At 39.1% G+C, this 17,312-nt stretch carries 12 protein-coding genes and 1 pseudogene; 6 read left to right on the top strand and 7 right to left on the bottom strand.

Translation table 11 applies throughout. The features are described from left to right. Positions 1-2: 2 nt before the first annotated feature. The 4 genes from ACM26V_RS20690 to ACM26V_RS20675 form a co-directional block, all read right to left on the bottom strand. A complete protein-coding gene (locus tag ACM26V_RS20690; RefSeq protein ID WP_416148663.1) occupies positions 3-509 on the bottom strand; it encodes a (2Fe-2S)-binding protein in 507 nt (168 codons plus the stop codon). Next, entirely contained in the window at positions 506-2,827 is a 2,322-nt protein-coding gene (gene pucD, locus ACM26V_RS20685; RefSeq protein WP_416148662.1) for a xanthine dehydrogenase subunit D, read from the bottom strand. The genes ACM26V_RS20690 and pucD overlap by 4 nt, the downstream gene beginning before the upstream one ends. Beyond that, positions 2,814-3,698: an FAD binding domain-containing protein gene (locus ACM26V_RS20680; protein ID WP_416148661.1), complete on the bottom strand. Its 885-nt coding sequence runs from the start codon at positions 3,696-3,698 to the stop codon at positions 2,814-2,816. Before ACM26V_RS20680 ends, pucD begins: the two co-directional genes overlap by 14 nt. 136 nt (positions 3,699-3,834) lie before the next feature. Further along, entirely contained in the window at positions 3,835-5,481 is a 1,647-nt protein-coding gene (locus ACM26V_RS20675) for a PucR family transcriptional regulator (protein WP_416148660.1), read from the bottom strand. 204 nt (positions 5,482-5,685) lie between these two features. Here ACM26V_RS20675 and allB point away from each other — a divergent pair, with 204 nt between their 5' ends. The 3 genes from allB to ACM26V_RS20660 all read left to right on the top strand — a co-directional run bounded on the left by allB (position 5,686) and on the right by ACM26V_RS20660 (position 9,256). Continuing rightward, a complete protein-coding gene (gene allB / locus ACM26V_RS20670) occupies positions 5,686-7,047 on the top strand; it encodes an allantoinase AllB (protein WP_416148659.1) in 1,362 nt (453 codons plus the stop codon). A 91-nt stretch (positions 7,048-7,138) separates the two neighbouring features. After that, positions 7,139-8,323 carry an amidase gene (locus ACM26V_RS20665; protein WP_416148658.1) on the top strand — a complete coding sequence of 395 codons (1,185 nt, stop codon included), beginning with the start codon at positions 7,139-7,141 and terminating at the stop codon, positions 8,321-8,323. Positions 8,324-8,395: 72 nt separating this feature from the next. Continuing rightward, positions 8,396-9,256 (top strand): fumarylacetoacetate hydrolase family protein, encoded by an 861-nt coding sequence (locus ACM26V_RS20660; protein ID WP_416148657.1) that lies wholly within the window; start codon positions 8,396-8,398, stop codon positions 9,254-9,256. A gap of 78 nt (positions 9,257-9,334) precedes the next feature. On the opposite strand, the pseudogene tnpB reads toward ACM26V_RS20660, so the two are convergent. The 3 genes and pseudogenes from tnpB to ACM26V_RS20645 all read right to left on the bottom strand — a co-directional run bounded on the left by tnpB (position 9,335) and on the right by ACM26V_RS20645 (position 12,732). Further along, a pseudogene (gene tnpB / locus ACM26V_RS20655) lies at positions 9,335-10,507 on the bottom strand (IS200/IS605 family element RNA-guided endonuclease TnpB). 193 nt (positions 10,508-10,700) lie between these two features. Then, entirely contained in the window at positions 10,701-12,353 is a 1,653-nt protein-coding gene (locus tag ACM26V_RS20650; RefSeq protein ID WP_416148656.1) for a PQQ-binding-like beta-propeller repeat protein, read from the bottom strand. A 94-nt stretch (positions 12,354-12,447) separates the two neighbouring features. Next, positions 12,448-12,732, bottom strand: coding sequence for a small, acid-soluble spore protein, alpha/beta type (locus ACM26V_RS20645; protein WP_416148655.1), 285 nt, complete (start codon positions 12,730-12,732; stop codon positions 12,448-12,450). A gap of 206 nt (positions 12,733-12,938) precedes the next feature. Between ACM26V_RS20645 and ACM26V_RS20640 the strand changes: the two genes are divergently transcribed. From ACM26V_RS20640 to ACM26V_RS20630, 3 genes are all read left to right on the top strand, one after another. Further along, a complete protein-coding gene (locus ACM26V_RS20640; RefSeq protein WP_416148654.1) occupies positions 12,939-14,366 on the top strand; it encodes a Na+/H+ antiporter NhaC family protein in 1,428 nt (475 codons plus the stop codon). A gap of 154 nt (positions 14,367-14,520) precedes the next feature. Then, complete coding sequence (locus tag ACM26V_RS20635; protein WP_416148653.1) at positions 14,521-15,342, top strand: squalene/phytoene synthase family protein; 822 nt, start codon at positions 14,521-14,523, stop codon at positions 15,340-15,342. A gap of 177 nt (positions 15,343-15,519) precedes the next feature. Next, on the top strand, positions 15,520-17,262 hold the full coding sequence (locus ACM26V_RS20630) for an EAL domain-containing protein (RefSeq protein WP_416148652.1): 1,743 nt from the start codon (positions 15,520-15,522) through the stop codon (positions 17,260-17,262). Positions 17,263-17,312 lie beyond the last annotated feature (50 nt).

The following is a 17,312-nucleotide window of genomic DNA, read 5'->3' as shown; positions in this document are numbered from 1 at the left end:
CCTTATCCTTCATTCACGCTCAGTCGCCGTAAGACGCGTTGAATCCCACCATATCCCGTGCATCGACATATATTTCCGGATAGACTTTCTTTCATTTCCTCGTAATTTGGGGCTTCGTTTTCCTTTAACAAACCTTTTAATGACATCACCATACCAGGTGTGCAATAGCCACATTGTAACGCCCCTTCTTCAAGAAACGCCTGCTGTACAGGATCCATCACATCGTCTTGAAAGCCTTCAATTGTCTCGACTTTTTTTCCGTCACATTGGTACGCCATCGTAAGGCAAGAATTATGTGGGGCCCCATCAATCAAAACGATACACGCACCACATCGACCAACTTCACAAGAAACCTTCGTCCCCGTCATATCAAGGTCAATCCGTAAAACATCTACCAATCGTCGCGATGGATCTACATCAAGCTGCATCTTCTTCCCATTTAATTCAAAGGTCAACGAGGAATCAACCGCTTTTTCTACAACCGTTGTTTTCTCTTCATTTACATTCATACCGTTTGCCCCCTCTTGTTACCTGGCTCTGAATTTAAAAAAGGTGGTATTAACTCCTCACTGTCGGCTAGTAGCTCTTCAGGTTTTACCGGAAGTTTTGTCACCCATTTTCCTGTCGCTTGTTTAATTGCTGAAACGATTGCTGGTGCCAAGGCAACTGAGCCAACTTCTCCCACCCCTCGAGGTCCAAATTGATCTCCTTCTGTAAGTTCTTCAATGGCATCTACATGTTGAATTTCCGGGACGTCATAAATGGTCGGCGCTAAGTACGTATCAAGATTTTTCGTCAAATATCTTCCAGAAGCCATGATTGCATCTTCTGTTATCGTAAACCCAAGCGCCATGATACTTCCGCCTTCGATTTGCCCTAAATAGCCAAGTGGATTCATCACTTGACCTGCGGCAACAACATGATCAATTCCAGTCACTTGAATCATTCCTGTCAGCATATTCACTTCCACTTCAGCTAAAACAGCAGTCGAACTGTACAGATAATGACCACCAACAATAGGATCTGGTGTCACAGGATAATGAAATTCAGTTGAGAATTCGATTGGTTCAGAAGATCGATCAACTAGCTCCTTAAAACTGATAAGAAACTCCTGATCCTTCCCATCCTTTGAAACTTTCCAAACCCCACCGCTTCCCGTCACCATCTGATCCTCTTTCACTCCTGTCAAGTCATTCACTTTCGCAAACAACGCAGCAAGAAAGGATGGTTTCATATTTTTCAACGCTTTCCAAACCATATTTGTCGTCCGAGAAGCCGTCGATGAACCTGTAGCAGGTACTCGACCTGTATCACCAATAATTACTTCTATATCTTCTTTATCACATTGAAAATGATCTAACAGCATAATTTCCAATGTTGCTAACAACCCTTGACCACATTCCTCATGACCAAAAGCAACTTCGATTTTACCAACTTCATTTAATCGTAATTCGCCACCTGCTGGATCTGGAATCCCATAACCCAAACCAGAACCATGCATTGCTAAAGCCAATCCTTTGCCACAAACGATCCATGGTTTTTCTGAGATTAAATCCTGACTCGTTTCAACTTGATAAAGTGGTGACTTTTTAATCGCTTCCCATACTTGTCTCGGACCATCGTTGGGAACTACTCGTTGTCCCAACGGACCTAAATCCTTTGTTTTACGAAGGTTTCTTCTTCTAAATTCCCAAGGGTCCAACGCTATTTTTTCTGCTAATCGATCCATTTGACCTTCTAAAGCAAAAATAACCTGATTCCCACCAAAACCACGAAATTCTCCAGATACACCATTGTTTGTGTAAACGGCTTTACCTTTCACATCGACATGTGGAATCGTATAGCAACCAATCGCATGTTCAGTTGCGAAATTTAAAATCGGTCCACCCAATGTCGCATAAGCGCCAGTGTCAGAAACAATCTCTACTTTATGTGCGATCAAATTTCCTTCTTGGTCGATTCCCGTCTTCATTTTCACCTTCATCGGGTGACGCTTCAATCCTGCTTTGACCGATTCCTCTCGAGAATAATGCATTTTAACTGGCCGACCACAATGGAGAGCGAGCAATGAACCAAAAGGTTGTACATTTAACTCATCCTTCCCACCAAACGATCCGCCAATTGGGCTCGAAATCACACGAATAGCTTCAGCAGGCATTGCTAAAATTCGAGATAATTGCATCTGATCCTTATATCCATGCTGCGTTGGTGCATATACCGTTAGAGTTCCGTTTTCTTCCGGAACAAAAGTGCCACCTTCTGTCTCCATAAAGACGTGCATTTGTCTAGGAGTTTCATATGTCTCTTCAACAATTGCAACACACTCATCGAACCCTTTTTCCACATCCCCACGAACATAATCAGTTTTATGCAAGATGTTTCCACTCTCGTGTAAATAGGGAGCATCAGACCGCAGTGCTTTTTCTGGTGTGTCCAGTACAGGTAACTCCTCATACTCTACTTTGATAAGTTTCAATGCTTCTTCCGCAATTTCACTCGTTTCCGCTGCAACAGCGGCAATCGCATCTCCTTCGTAACGAATCAAATTTTCACAAAATACAGGTTGATTTGGATCAGCAATTCCGAATCCATTTAGCCCGGGAACATCTTTGTGTGTTAACACCGCATTCACACCATCAAGCGCTTCAGCACGAGAACTATCAATCGAAAGCAATTTTGCATGTGGCACGTCACTTCTTAATACTTTTCCATAAAGTTTATTCGGAAAATTCAAATCAGTTAAATAACGTAATTCACCGGTTACCTTTGCTTGACCATCCGGCCGTATTTTCCAAGGATGGCTTTTCGTTTGCTCATTTAGACGCATGTCTAGCCACCTCCAGTCGGTATAATTCGCTTACGATAAGATTAGCCGCAACTTTATTTTTATATAACGCCGAAGAAAAAGCATCGCCGATCGGTTTATATTCTTCTCGAACGTGAGTGTACACATCTTGCAAGGTGTCTTTTGAGAACAATTGATTTTCCAACACCACTTCTGCCCGCTTTAATCGAGTTGGAACGATACTTCCACCACCAACGACAAGACTTACTTTCTGAAAGGTGTCGGCACATGAATCGTAAATCCCCTTCCCTGCAACAGTAACAACAGAAGGAATAAAAGTTTCTCTTCTTCCTATTTTGAGATAAAATGAAAACTCATTCTGCATGTCACTTGGAACAACAGGATGCTCCCGAATTGTAATCGATACAAGTATTCTTTTTGAGACACCTTCAGATATCAACCAGTCTTCGAGAGGTTCTGTTACGATTTCTTCACCATCAAACCAATTTAATTTCGCATCCAAAACAAGAAGTGCTGGAATCGCGTCCCCCACTCGGGATAAGAGATTTCCTCCCAATGTTGCTTGATTTCGAATCGAAGGGGCAGCAATGTTTTGACACGCCTTTACGATTAGAGGAGCTTTCTTTTTCATTAAAGTACTTTTTATTACGCTAGCTAAGCTTGCGAAAGCCCCAATAACAATCTCACCGTCACTAAGATATATACCTCCGTTTAATTCAACTACGTTGTCTAGGCTGATTAACTGTGGTGCCACTTTTTTGTTTCCCGCCTCCCATTGAGTCCGAAGCCAAGTGCCTCCCGAAACAAAACAATACTGATCTGAAAATCTATTCGAAAGAGCCCATGCATCGTTTAAATTATCCGGTCTCCAAACTTTCTCATCGGTTACCATGCTTGTTCTCCTCTCCATACCATTTTCGTCAGTTTAAAGTGTCGGGCGGTTCATGTCATTGTTCAATTAAACTAAAAATAATCAATTTACTTGTGTAAGAGAACCATTTCTCTTGCTGTCGAATGCGATATCACTTTTATATAATCGATCTTATAAGAAGCGCTGTTCGTAACTTGTGAATATCCTCCGCCTTTTTTAAATCGACATTTAATCGTTCCTCACATTTTTTTATTCGATAAATTACCGTATTTCGATGTACAAAAAGTTCTTTCGCAGTGTCCGCTATTTGGCCATTTTTCTCGATATACATTTCTAAAGTTTCGATGAGATCTTGTTCGTCTTTCCTCCCTGATTCCGCTAAAGATTTCAAAGAAGACGTGTAGAAATCCTTTAATTTTTGCGGTGCTACTGTCCGAAGTAATTCCGTGACGCCTTTTGTATTGCACGTCTGAATAAATTGTTTCTTTTGCGATCGATACCCGGAACGGAGCGCATCTAAGGATTCTTGATACGAATTTGGCACATGTAAGAGTTGTTCAGCAATATTTCCAATCCCAAATGATATAGAAATCATAAGATTTTCATAGACTTCCGCCTGTATTTCTTTGAGCTTTACCATCACTTGACTTTCAGCATCACCAATAAAACTTTCTGTCTCAACTAAAATAAGGTAGAGGTCGCCTTTTGTAAAAATTATGAATTCATCAAAGTAATAACGAAGCCATACTCTCAATTGTTCATAAATGGAATCTTTGTAAATTTGCATATTCGTTTCCGATGTATCCAATATACTTCCGTATAACTCTTCATCCTCATCCAATTTACTTGCGATACAAATGTAATGATGTTTGCTATTTAAATTGTAGAACTTCCCCCGTTTTTCAATATCTTTTTCCGATGTATAATTCCCCTCAACAAAGTCAGTAAAAAATTCATTTTTTAGCATTCGAGCGTTTTGCTCAACAGCATGTAATTTCATTAGTTCAAACGACGTGACATTTGCCGCCTGCTGAATAGCAAGTAAGGTAGCCGAAGTTTTTTCAGGAATATGTTTAAATATTATTAAAAATCCTTTTTGGTAGACATTTGTTTGTACAGGAAATAACGTTGCTTCCCGTTTCCCTTTCATATATGGGAATTGAATTTGCAAGATAAGCTTTTCTTGAGATGTAATGTCTCTTTTTTTCATTTCTTCATTAATTTGAAAAGCAATTTCATAATAAAAATCATCTCCGTATTTTCTTGAGGCTGCAATTGTTTCCAACCTATGGTTCATCAGAACAACCGGAGATTCAATTAATTTGGCTAATCGATCGATCACTTCATAAAGTCCTTTTCCTGATATAATAATCTCCGAGAATTTGCGATGGATATCTAAGGCATAATGGAGTTCTTCTGTTCGCTCCTCCAAAATGAGCTTGAGAGATTCATTTACGATATCACCAAGAGACGGCTCGACAGGAAGCTCAATAATTGTAAACCCTGATTGATTTGCCACCTCGATGACATCGTCCGGGATCACTTTTAAAAATCGTTGTGTTTTAAGGGCAAGTCCTGCACATCCTTGTTTCGCCATCTGAGCAACTAACTCGAACAAGGCTTCCGGATGATTTTTGATCGAATACCCAGTTGTAAGCAACAACTCTTCTTTTTTTAAAAAGTTAATGATATCTGGAGCATCCATCATATTAACTGATTTCACATCTTTATTTAATCCGTTATGGCCGGCTACTACAGCCCCGCCATTAAAAATTGGTTTCTCAAGGAGGTCCCCTAATTTCATGTCTCTCACCTCTATCTAAGTCTCAAACTTCTTAATACATAGAATATACTGTATTTATCAGAATAAAAAGAAATCTGTAATGAAACCTAACAAAGAAACCACATGATTTGGTGTTTACCTCCAAAATAAGAACATAAGGGGGTTAGACATAAATTCTAGCTACCTAGTATAAAAACTTATTATGATAATCTTGGAGGTAACGATATGAAAAGCATCATCATAAATGGTCAAGTTTTTGACGGCTCTCATTTTACCCATAAAACAATTATCGTCGAAAATGGCTTTATTGAAGCAATTGTTCCACCTAATACAGATCGGCTAAGTGACTTTCCTGTTTTGTACGATGCCAAAGGAACGCAAATTTTACCTGGATTTATTGATGTTCATGTCCATTTCAACGAACCTGGTAGAGCCGAGTGGGAGGGGATTCATACTGGAAGCGCTGGTGCAGCTGCTGGTGGTATCACTACCGTATTTGACATGCCCTTAAATAGTCACCCTTCAGCGAATAACGCTACAACACTTAAAGAAAAGAAGAAGGCATTGCAGGGTCGTTCGTACATAAACTTCGGTCTTTGGGGAGGAATGACGGCAGACGTTGCCAATAACAATGCTGAATTAGACGAAATGTTAGCTACAGGTATTGTTGGTTTTAAGGGATTTTTATCTGAAAGTGGGATTGATGATTTTAAACGATTAGACAAAAAATCTCTCTCAAGTGCGATGGAATATTGCTCACAATCAGACACTCTTCTCGCACTCCATGCTGAATGGGAGGACACTTTGAACCGCTTCAGTACAGCATCATTTAAAAGGAATGACTACCGATCATTTTTAAGAAGTAGGCCCGTCGATGCTGAATTAGATGCTGTTTCACGAGCTTTGGACGACGCAGCCAAATTCGGAACAAAGCTGCACATTGTCCATGTTAGCCACCCAGACGTTGTCGATCTCATTCAAGTAGCCAAAAAATCAGGCATCAATGTATCGCTGGAAACATGCCCACACTATTTATTGTTTAACGAGGGTGATTTTCTTCGTGAAGGTGCGCAGTTAAAATGTGCCCCTCCTCTTCGCGACAAGGAAAGTGTTGATGGTCTTTGGACTCAGATAAAAAATGGAGCAATTGACTTTATCAGCTCAGATCACTCCCCTTGTCCAATTTCTATGAAACCAAATGACGAAGATCAAATTTGGAATGCATGGGGAGGCATACAAGGTGTCCAATTCGGGACAACTGCTTTTATAAGCGAAGCAAAAAACCGAGGAATTCCTCTCACAAATGTACTTCCGTTACTAACATCCAATGTCGCAAATCGATTTCCGTCATTAGAAAAACAAGGCAAGATCCTACCTGGCAATCAAGCTAATCTCTCTATCTACAATCCAAATTCCCAGATTAAAGTTGAAAAAGACGACATTCTTTTTCGCCACAAATACTCTCCGTACGTCGGAAGAATGATCGAAGGACAGATTAGCGCAACAATTGTTAACGGCCATCTCGTTTACGAAAGAAAAACTGGGATAACTCAAGTAACCTTAGGGAAAGATGTCTATTCTATCTAACTAGAACACTTCGATACTATTTTTAAAGGAAAGATTCTTTGAGAATCAGCAAGGATTAATACAACAACTACTTAAAAACAGGAGGAAAAACATGAAAGATCCTTTTAACGCTTTTGTAGATGAAACCATTGTTAAAGAACCTTTATCAGACGGACGTTTATCTAGTCTTACTTTTTCAGTAAAGGACGTCTTCCACTTAAAAGGAGTGAAAAACTCTGCAGGTAACCCTGATTGGCTTAGAACACACGGGCCATCCGAAGAAACTGCACCTTCCGTGACTCAATTACTTCACCAAGGAGCTAAGCTTATAGGAACAACATTAACGGATGAATTAATGTATAGTTTGCAAGGTGAAAATGTCCACTATGGAACACCAATCAACCCCCGCGATAAGAGTAGAATTCCTGGAGGGTCTTCAAGTGGATCTGCCGTTGTTGTTGCAGCTGGCCTGAGAGATTTTGCTCTCGGAACTGATACAGGGGGATCAGTGAGGATTCCTGCTGCTTATTGTGGTTTATTTGGATTTCGTCCTACGCACGGCTCTGTTTCGATCGATCACGTTATCCCATTAGCCTCTTCTTTTGATACAGTTGGATGGATGACACGAGATGCCAAGCTACTGGAATCTGTTGGAGAAACACTTCTTAACAACGTCAATCCAGTAACAACTTTCACAAGAAAATTGATTAGTTATGATGCTTGGAAGTTGGCAGATTCAGATACACAAGCTATTCTCTCCCCTTATGTTCAATGGTTGAAAAGTCAATCCGATGAAGTAATTTGGCAAGATATATCTGTAAATGGATTGTCCGCTTGGTCCAACACTTTTCGCATCATTCAAGCTAGCGAAATTTGGCAAGCCCATGGGAAGTGGATAGAACTTGAGGAGCCAGAGTTCGGCTCAGGAATTAAAGAGAGATTTGAAACGGCAAGTAAGATCACTGCGGATGAATTAGTACCTGAACTAGAGGCACGCAAACTCGTACGAAAGCATTTAACAGACCTCTTAGAAGAAGATGGGTTACTAATTATTCCTACCGTTCCTGGGATTGCTCCACTCCGTGATTTACCTGATGAGGAAGTGGAAGAAAGACGAAAACGGACCCTTCAATTATCTTGTATAGCTGGTTTAGCAGGACTGCCTCAAGTAACAATTCCAGTAACTTCAAAATCCGGAGCCCCTGTCGGATTATCAATTATTGCAGGTCCAAATCAAGATCTTTCCTTACTAAAATGGGTAAATGACTTTGTTGCTTCCTATAATAGGGGCGACTGATAAACTCGACGCCACTTCACCCATCTCACACATACTTAAAAACAAAGCTAATATTAAGATTGGAGAGACAATATGAAACTTGCAATGGTAAAAATCAACCAAATCGACGAATTAGCGATTGTTGGTAAAGATGGACTCATCTTAATGAAAACAGTTAATAACAAAGAAGATAAAAGTTGGTCTCGCAGCCTTCTTACTGTTATTGAAAAAAATCAATTGCCAGAAATCGCGTCATGGTTTTCTACTGGTGGAGAGGAAAATATAGAACAAATGGAGACGATTGCTTTCAACGAATGCGAATACGCGCCTCCGATTAGATATCCTCGTACTATTTGGGGAATAGGTCTAAACTACGTTACAGATATAACAGAGATTACTAGCTTACCTCCTGTAAATCCTGTCACGTTTCTGAAACCTGTCACAACTGTGATTGGTGCGAATGAAAAAATTGAAATCCCTACTCACTCGACTCGAACCACTGGAGAAGCCGAACTAGTTATTGTTATTGGAACCAAATGCAAAAATATTTCAGTTGAGGAAGTTCCCAACGTCGTTGCCGGACTGACAACAGGTTTAGATATGACAGAAGCAGACATTCATGCGGCTAATCCCCGCTTTCTAGCTAGATCGAAAAGTTTTGATACCTTCTTTAGCTTTGGACCACATATACTGACCATCGATGAAGTCGATGATATTCTTGCCATCAAAATTAAAACAGTGAAAAACAAGCAAGTAATGCATGAAAATAGCACAGCAAATACCATTTACCACCCATGGGATATTGTTGCTTATCTTTCGCAATCGACTACTTTACTCCCAGGGGATGTCATCCTAACAGGCACACCAGGGCCAACTGTTATTAGAGACGGCGATGTTCTAGAATGTCATATCAAAGGTTTTGCAGAGCTAGCTAATCCAGTTGTCCAATTTTGAACCACCCGCCACTTAACAGCTTGCGAGCTGTTTGAAGTGGGGGATTCCTAAGAACACCTTCGTAACCGAAAGTTTTGATTAGGCTATCCCCGTCGCACCGATGGTTAGAAGCCTTATAGCTTCATGTTTGAGATTTAATCCTGCGTTCATATCGCGGTCGTGATGCATGCCACAAATACATGTCCATTCACGCGCATTCAGATCTTTAACGTCTTTGTTTTTATAGCCGCAACTTGAACAACGTTGGGAGCTAGGGAAGGTTTCACTCACTTCCAACACCGCCTTCCCGTATCATTTTGCTTTATATATTAACAAGCTCTTAAATTGAAACCAAGATGCATCAGCGATGGATGCATCTATTTTCTTATTTTTCATCATGTTCGATACTTGCAGACTCTCCATTCCGATAATATCGTGGTTCTTGATAATATCGGTCGAGGTCTTATGCAAGAAATCTATCCGCTTGTTTTCAATCTTTTCGTGAATGCGTGCGACGTTGATTCGTTGCTTGTTCCAGTTGCTAGAACCAATCACTAGCTTTGATAGAACCTGTTGAGCCTTTGCTACCTTTTGTTCTAACGACTTAAAATAACGATGGTTTCTATATCTTGTTCCATCTGCAAGGATAGCGAAGTCTTTTAGTCCTAGATCAACGCCTGTACTGGTGTTTGTCTTCGGCATCTCAACGACGTCTGTTTCAGCTAAGATTGACACAAAGTACTTACCACTTGGATTGCGTCGTATGGTCACATTTATGATTCGCCCATCCACGTCACGACTTTTAGAAAACCGAACAAGACCAAGCTTCGGCAACGTGATGTGTTTACCTAAAATAGCGATATTTCCATTGGTGTGCTTCGTGACATAGGACTGTATCTTGTTCTTTTTACTTTTAAACTTAGGAGCTTTGTTTTGTTTTTTATAATACCTTTGGTAAGAATCAGCGAGGTTTTCAACGGACTTTTGCAAGGAAATACTATCCACTTCTTTTAAAAAAGGATAATGCTCTTTTAATTGGCGAACCGCCTTAACTGACGCGTATTTGTTGAAAAACTCTCCTTTCCAGTTATTTGAAGGGAGATGACCGTTTTGCACCATTTCTTCGACGATGTACCAGTAAGCGTCTTTTTGCTTCTGCTTACTGAGGAAGAAATTGAACACGAATCTTGAACAACCGAGCGTTTTATGAATGAGCTCGACTTGTTTCGGATTAGGAAAAATACGAAATTTGAACGCTTTTTTTACTAACATGACATCACTTCATTTGCAAACGTATGTTCTAATCATATCATGAGGTGAGTCTGTTGGCTATCGCCAACCGCCATGGCTAAAAGCCCTTCTCGCGATGGAAGAGGGAGTCTTCTGGCGGAAAACGATAAATTTTTTACTAGAAAGTCAATCGAGCATACGAATTACGCCGCAACAAACCTGTTGCGGCTAACCTTCATTTTATCGTTATCCCGAATATTTCCCCGCCTCTAGATGCAACGATGATTGTATTCTCATATACAATAGGCGAAGCTTCTATATTTGAACCCATGTTAATTTCATCTACTATAACACCTGATTCTCCTTCTAATAAGTAGATATTTCCGACGGAATCGGCTTGTATGATATAACTCGTTCCATCCTCATCATAAATAGCGACAGGTGAACTCCATGCATAATTAGGCATTTCCCAGTTCCATACTTCTTCCCCGGTATCTTTGTCTAACGCAACCATTATTCCTGCGTACCGTTGTTTATGTCTTGCGATTGTGTAGATGACTACATCATCTATTTCCTGTTCACCAACTATCGGAGTCGCTAACACACCACCGACAACCCCCGGATAATAGAACGCTGAATACTCTTTTTTCCAGACAACCTCTCCAGTTAATCCATTAATTTTCCTTAAGTAAGAGTCTCCATCTTTTCCAATGTTATCAACTTCTGAGCCCGTAAAAAGAAATGGATTATCTTCCTCTTCTTCGATAACGATTGTGGAGTCGGTATCATCTAAAGCTGGCAATGCCCATATTGGTTGTAAGTCCCGTAAATCTATTGCTTGCAAACTACCAGCATTATCAGCAAAGTAGGCAATATTTTTGTACACCGCTACTGAGTTTTCAATCCCTTGAAAGTCATTGCCTTCAATTTGATATCTATATTTAATAATTTCCGGATCAATTTCTATGTCTTTTTCTCCTAATCTAAATTGCGTATTCAACCTCATTTGATAAAACATACCATTCTCTCCGCCTAAAACTAACGTATCCGTCTCCCTGTTCACAATCGCCGAACCATCAAATGCTCCCCATGATCGATACGCATGTGAATCTAATCCCTTCTGAAAATACAGCATATTTTGATCAATCAAGTCATAAATTCGCCAACCTATCTCAGCCTTTTCGGGTACACCATCGCCTACATACAACAATGGGTATCCCCTAGGATCAACCGATATACTTCCTTTAATCGGATTTCCTACTTGAATAGGCTCTCTTGATTTTTCTCCTGATTCAAAATCTAAAAAATAAACATTTCCATCTAACGAACCAAAAATAACTTCTTTGAAATTATCTAGCTCTCTAAACTTCTCTTTGATATTCATTATTTCTCTCACTTCAGGGTCCCATTCAATAATGACGGGTTGACCAGTCCAGCCTGAACCACCACCCCAATTTGGACTTCGATCCGTCATCATGCTCCACTTTTCTTCTAGCTTCTTTTCGGCGATTTTCACATTTCCAAACGAAGGAGAATCTCTTAAATGACTACCTCGAAAAGTTAAAATCCCCTTCATTTCTGTGTATTCTTCGGGAAAACTTTCAATTTGATCACTTTCGTATTCTACATCGATATCATTTTTATCGATGAGTGAATAAGCTATCTTTGCTATCGTCTGCTTTTGCAACGAAATATCTTCACTTACTTTTTCTTCTATTTCTTTTTCTTCCTGCTTAGGTTTGCTCTCAGAACTATCTATTTTTTCCTCAGTATTCACCTTAACTTCAATCTGATCTGCATCCTCCCCTTTGTTATTTTGATCCACCTCTTCTGACTGATTACATCCCAGTAATATAACAAAAACCAAAGCGAAACAAAGCATTTTCATTTATTTATGATGTCCCCCTTTCCTCCTGTACTTTATATTTAAAGGAAAGGGGATTAATGCCTACTTTTCGCTAATTTTCCAGGACAATCTACAGTTATTTTTTCTTATTTATCAGTTCATGCTCGGCCATTTTCACCATTTCTCGAACCATATTTCCCCCAATACTGCCACCGACTTTACCTGCATCTCTAGCTTTTATATTTCCGTTATCGCCTTTATTAAATTGAATCCCTTGTTCTTTTGCTACTTCATATTTTGCCGTCGTCGAGTTTGGGACATTTATCAACCTCGCTTTTAATTGGTCTAATACCTCACGAGCCCCAGGAACGAGAATTTTATTCCTCCTAGCCACCTTTACACCTTCTTTCTCAAAATCCATTTACACTTTTTTAAGTTGTGTTTTTTCAGCAAAATTATCAGATTATTTCAGCCCTTTTCAGGAAAATATCGGATATCTAAGTGCCAATTCTCCTTCGGTAAAGCGATATTATTACTAAAAATATATACAGGGTATTACATAATATTTCGCTATCTCCATAGTCTAAGAAGCAGTATGAAATCCACTTAGACAGGTGAGATGCCGTGATGACAGGGAATTGGATATCAATTGTACCGTTTTTGTTAGTTATACCGATCGCGATTTTTACACGACAAGTCCTTGCTGCATTAATCATTGGGCTTTTAGTTGGATCGTATCTTGAATCTCCTACGGTATTAGGTGGAATTCAGACGATGCTCACCTACATCGTCGAAGCTCTTATTGATGAAAATAATATAAAGATTCTCGTCTTTTTATATGCATTTTCTGGCCTAGTCGGGATGATAAAATATAGTGGTGGAATCAAAGGATTTGTTGAAACCGCCGCCGAAAAAATCACGACCAAAAAACAAGCACTATTATTGACATACGTCTCTACAATCGGCACATTCAGTGCGCCTACCTTTCGCTTTGTCACCATTGCACCAATTATGAAAGCTTTATTAAAAAAAGTGAAAATGTCGACAAAAGAGCTAGGTTTTGTAATTGAAACAACCGCGACTCCAGTGATCGTTTTAATACCAATTGCAACAGCTTTTGTCGGGTACATGGTATCTGTCATTCAAATATCTGTTGAAAATGAAGGAGGGACATTCGCCCCTTATTCATTGTTCATCCAAAGTATCCCGTTTAACTTCTTTGCTATTGTTATCATTTTACTTGGGATTTACTTAAGTTTTTTTCATCATTCTCATACTGATGCAGCTACAAAAATCGATGAAAACGATGTGGAGGAGGAAGAGGATGATTGGCACAATTGTCACCCAGCCGTTTCAAGAGACTTACCTACAAAACCGTGGAATTTACTGATTCCGATAATCTTGGTCATCAGTCTCACCTTATTTTTAACATGGTGGGATGGGAAGGAAATTGGCGTAGGGTTTTTCCAGGCATTTATTCAAGCTGACGTTCTTCAAGCGATGGTTGTTGCCCTCATTATTACTGTTTTCGCTTTAATTGCGTCATTGTTATTCCAGAAATTTAAATTATCTGATCTCATCAACAGTTTTATTACCGGCGGGAATGAACTCATGTCGGTCATTGTCTTACTATCGGTCGTTTGGGGATTATCGTCTGTCACAGATGACTTAGGTTTCTCCAGTTTTATTACAGCGCATACTGGTTGGATTCCTCATGCATTTATCACGCCTCTACTTTTTTTGTTCGGATCAACAATTTCATATTTTATCGGTTCTGCTTGGGGAACATGGGGAATTTTAATGCCTCTGGGGGTTTCGCTGTCATTTGCTGCAGACGTATCGTTACCTTTGGTTATCGGCGCTGTTTTTGCTAGTGGCTCATTTGGAGCTTTTGCATCGCCTTTAAGCGATGATACTGTTACTATTTCAAAAATATTAGGCTTATCCGTGATCGAATATGCTCAATTTAAATTTAAGCCAGCCTTGATAGCGGCTATGATCACAACCGTTTTATACGCAATCGTGCCGTTTGTGCTTGATTGGTTCTTGAGTTAAACTTCTTCTATTTCCGATTAAAAAATAGGTTATGATTATGACATAAAGACGATTTAAGTTATAATAAGAGTACTAATGTTTTTCTATTGTTTCGGACGAATGTCTCAATAGATTGTTACATGATAGAAAAAGAAGTTTGAGGAGGTAGATAACGTTGAGTAACGAAAAAACACTACAAAAAGATGCGATGCGTATGTTGAAACTCACAAGCAGAACCTTCTACATACCTATCTCTCTTCTGGAACCTACTTTGAAAAAGACCGTTGCCTCAGCATACTTATGCATGCGTGCGATAGATGAAATTGAGGATAATTCGATGCTAGATTCACCGTCGAAACAGTATTTGCTTAAAGAAACAGGAGCATTATTAGACGAAACATTTGATAATGAAGCATATCTTCAATTAATTGATCCTTATAAACACCTTCTCCCTGAAGTGACATTAAGGCTCGGAGACTGGATCGCCACTTGTCCACCAGGCATTGTTGAAAAAGTACAAGAATCTACAAGTATCATGGCTTACGGAATGGCTAAATGGGCATATAAAAATTGGCATATAAAAACAAAAGAAGACTTGAATGACTACACCTATTACGTAGCTGGTTTAGTTGGTGTGATGCTATCCGATATTTGGGAATGGCGGGACGGGACGAAAACGGACCGTGACCTAGCCATAGCATATGGACGGGGTCTACAAACGGTCAACATCTTACGTAATCAACTTGAAGATAAAGAACGCGGTGTCTCTTTTATCCCTACTGTATGGGATATAGACGAAACATTTGAATATGCGGAAAAGAATTTAGCTTTAGGTGATGAATACATGAAAGACATCAACAGCCGAAGCATTCTACTTTTCTGTAAAATCCCATTAGCATTGGCTAATAAAACATTAAAAGCGCTAAAAGATGGTAGAGAAAAAATAACTCGATCAGAAGTAGAAGAAACAGTTCAAGAAATCACAAATAGAACGTAGTGGATCATTTTAGCACATTAAAAATTATATAAGTTCTCAGCGACAAGACCCAGCTTAAGGATAAATCAAGCTGGGTCTTTATTTCTGATTAATTAGTTTTAAAGGATTCAATAAAAGGTATAATAAAATTAAGTAGATTGAACCGTGTATTTAGGCTCATTTAAGGAGGAAAACGTTTTGCGAAAGGACCATGCTATCGAAGCATTACAGACACACCTCTCCACCGATGATTTTTTGAAAGTAATTGAGAAGATGGGTATTGGTGCAATTATTACTAACCCCCATTTACCCGATCATCCAATTATTTATGTCAACAAGCAATTCGAAACTATAACAGGTTATAAGAAAGAAGAGGTATTGTTTACAAACTGTAGGTTTCTTCAAGGTGAAGAAACCAATCAAGAAGATATAGATCAAATACGGAAAGCAATCAAAAATTCGACATCTACTTCTGTTACACTAAAAAACTACAAAAAAGATGGATCAATATTTTGGAATCATTTTATCATCAGCCCTATTTTTGAAGAAAAATCTAGTAAGCCAACTTACTTTATTAGTCTTCAGTTTGATGTAACACATATGTTTGATGCAAAGGAATCCTTCGAACAACAAATCAAGCAATTAACTTGGTTCGACTCTTTAACTGGGCTGATGAATATAAAACATTTTCGCTCGTATATAGCAAAAGATCTTCAGTCCTTTGATAGAATTCGAGAAACTCGTGCAGTCATAGCGATAGATATTAATCGATTTCGCTTTATTAATGAATCTTATGGTGAAAAACCTAGTAATACTTTACTCCTAGATTTCGCTGAGAGATTACGAAAGTTTCTGCCACCTGATGCTGCAATTACGCGCCACTTTGCTGATTTATTTATCGTATATTTAAAAGGAGATAACAGCAAAAAAAGAACTTTAAACGAATTCATAGCGCAACTTAACGATACTATGATACGACCTTTTTCGATTAAAGGTGAGACTATTCGTCTTTCAATGCGATATGGCTCGAGTGTCGCGCCTGAAGACGGAAAGAGTGCACAAATCTTGATCAAAAATGCAGAAATGGCAATGAACGAGGTGAAAAACCACCCACACAATACTCATCGCGCTTTTTCTGATGAGATATTAGATCGAATACAACAACGTTGCCAAATCGAAAATGGCTTAATTTCAGCATTAGTGCAAAATGAATTTGAACTCTATTATCAACCAAAAGTCTCTAGTAAAAATCTAGCAATCGATGGTATCGAGGCCTTAATCCGTTGGAACGATCCTGATAAGGGACTGATAAGTCCAGATGACTTTATCCCTATCGCCGAAGAGAATGGTTTTATTAACGAATTAGGAAAGTGGGTACTTCTAGAAGCTTGTCATCAAAATGTACAGTGGAAACGAGCAGGATTAGGAGACATTCCTGTATCCGTTAATATTTCTGCGATTCAATTTCAACATCCTCATTTTATCGATGACGTGAAACAAGTAATGAGTGAAACTGGTATTGAACCTTTTAATTTAGAGTTCGAAATTACGGAAACGCTTTTGAACGATACGAAACATATTGAATCCAAACTTCATGAATTGAAAGAACTCGGAATCTCTATTAGTATTGACGATTTTGGAACCGGGTACTCTTCGATTTACTATTTAAAGAGCTTACCTGTCGATATATTGAAGATTGACCGCACATTCGTTCAAGACATTTGCGAAACATCTAACAACAAGTCTCTTCTCCGCTCAATGATATTGTTAGGAAAAGCAATGGACTTAAAAATTATAGCTGAAGGAGTGGAAACAAAAGAGCAACTAGACTTCTTATTTTCAAATCAAGCTGACGCCGTACAAGGATATTACTATAGCCGTCCTTTACCAGCAAATGAATTTATCGAATGGCTTAAATTATACAAGTCCAATAGTCTTTAAGACTTGCAGAGAGTTATTAAAAACATTAATTACTAGAAAAAGCACCTGAA

Origin of the sequence: Salipaludibacillus sp. HK11, assembly GCF_047795645.1 — a bacterium.
GTDB lineage: Bacteria > Bacillota > Bacilli > Bacillales > Salisediminibacteriaceae > Salipaludibacillus.
Note: the sequence above shows the minus strand (reverse complement) of the source record. Positions and strands in the feature narration are given on the sequence as shown.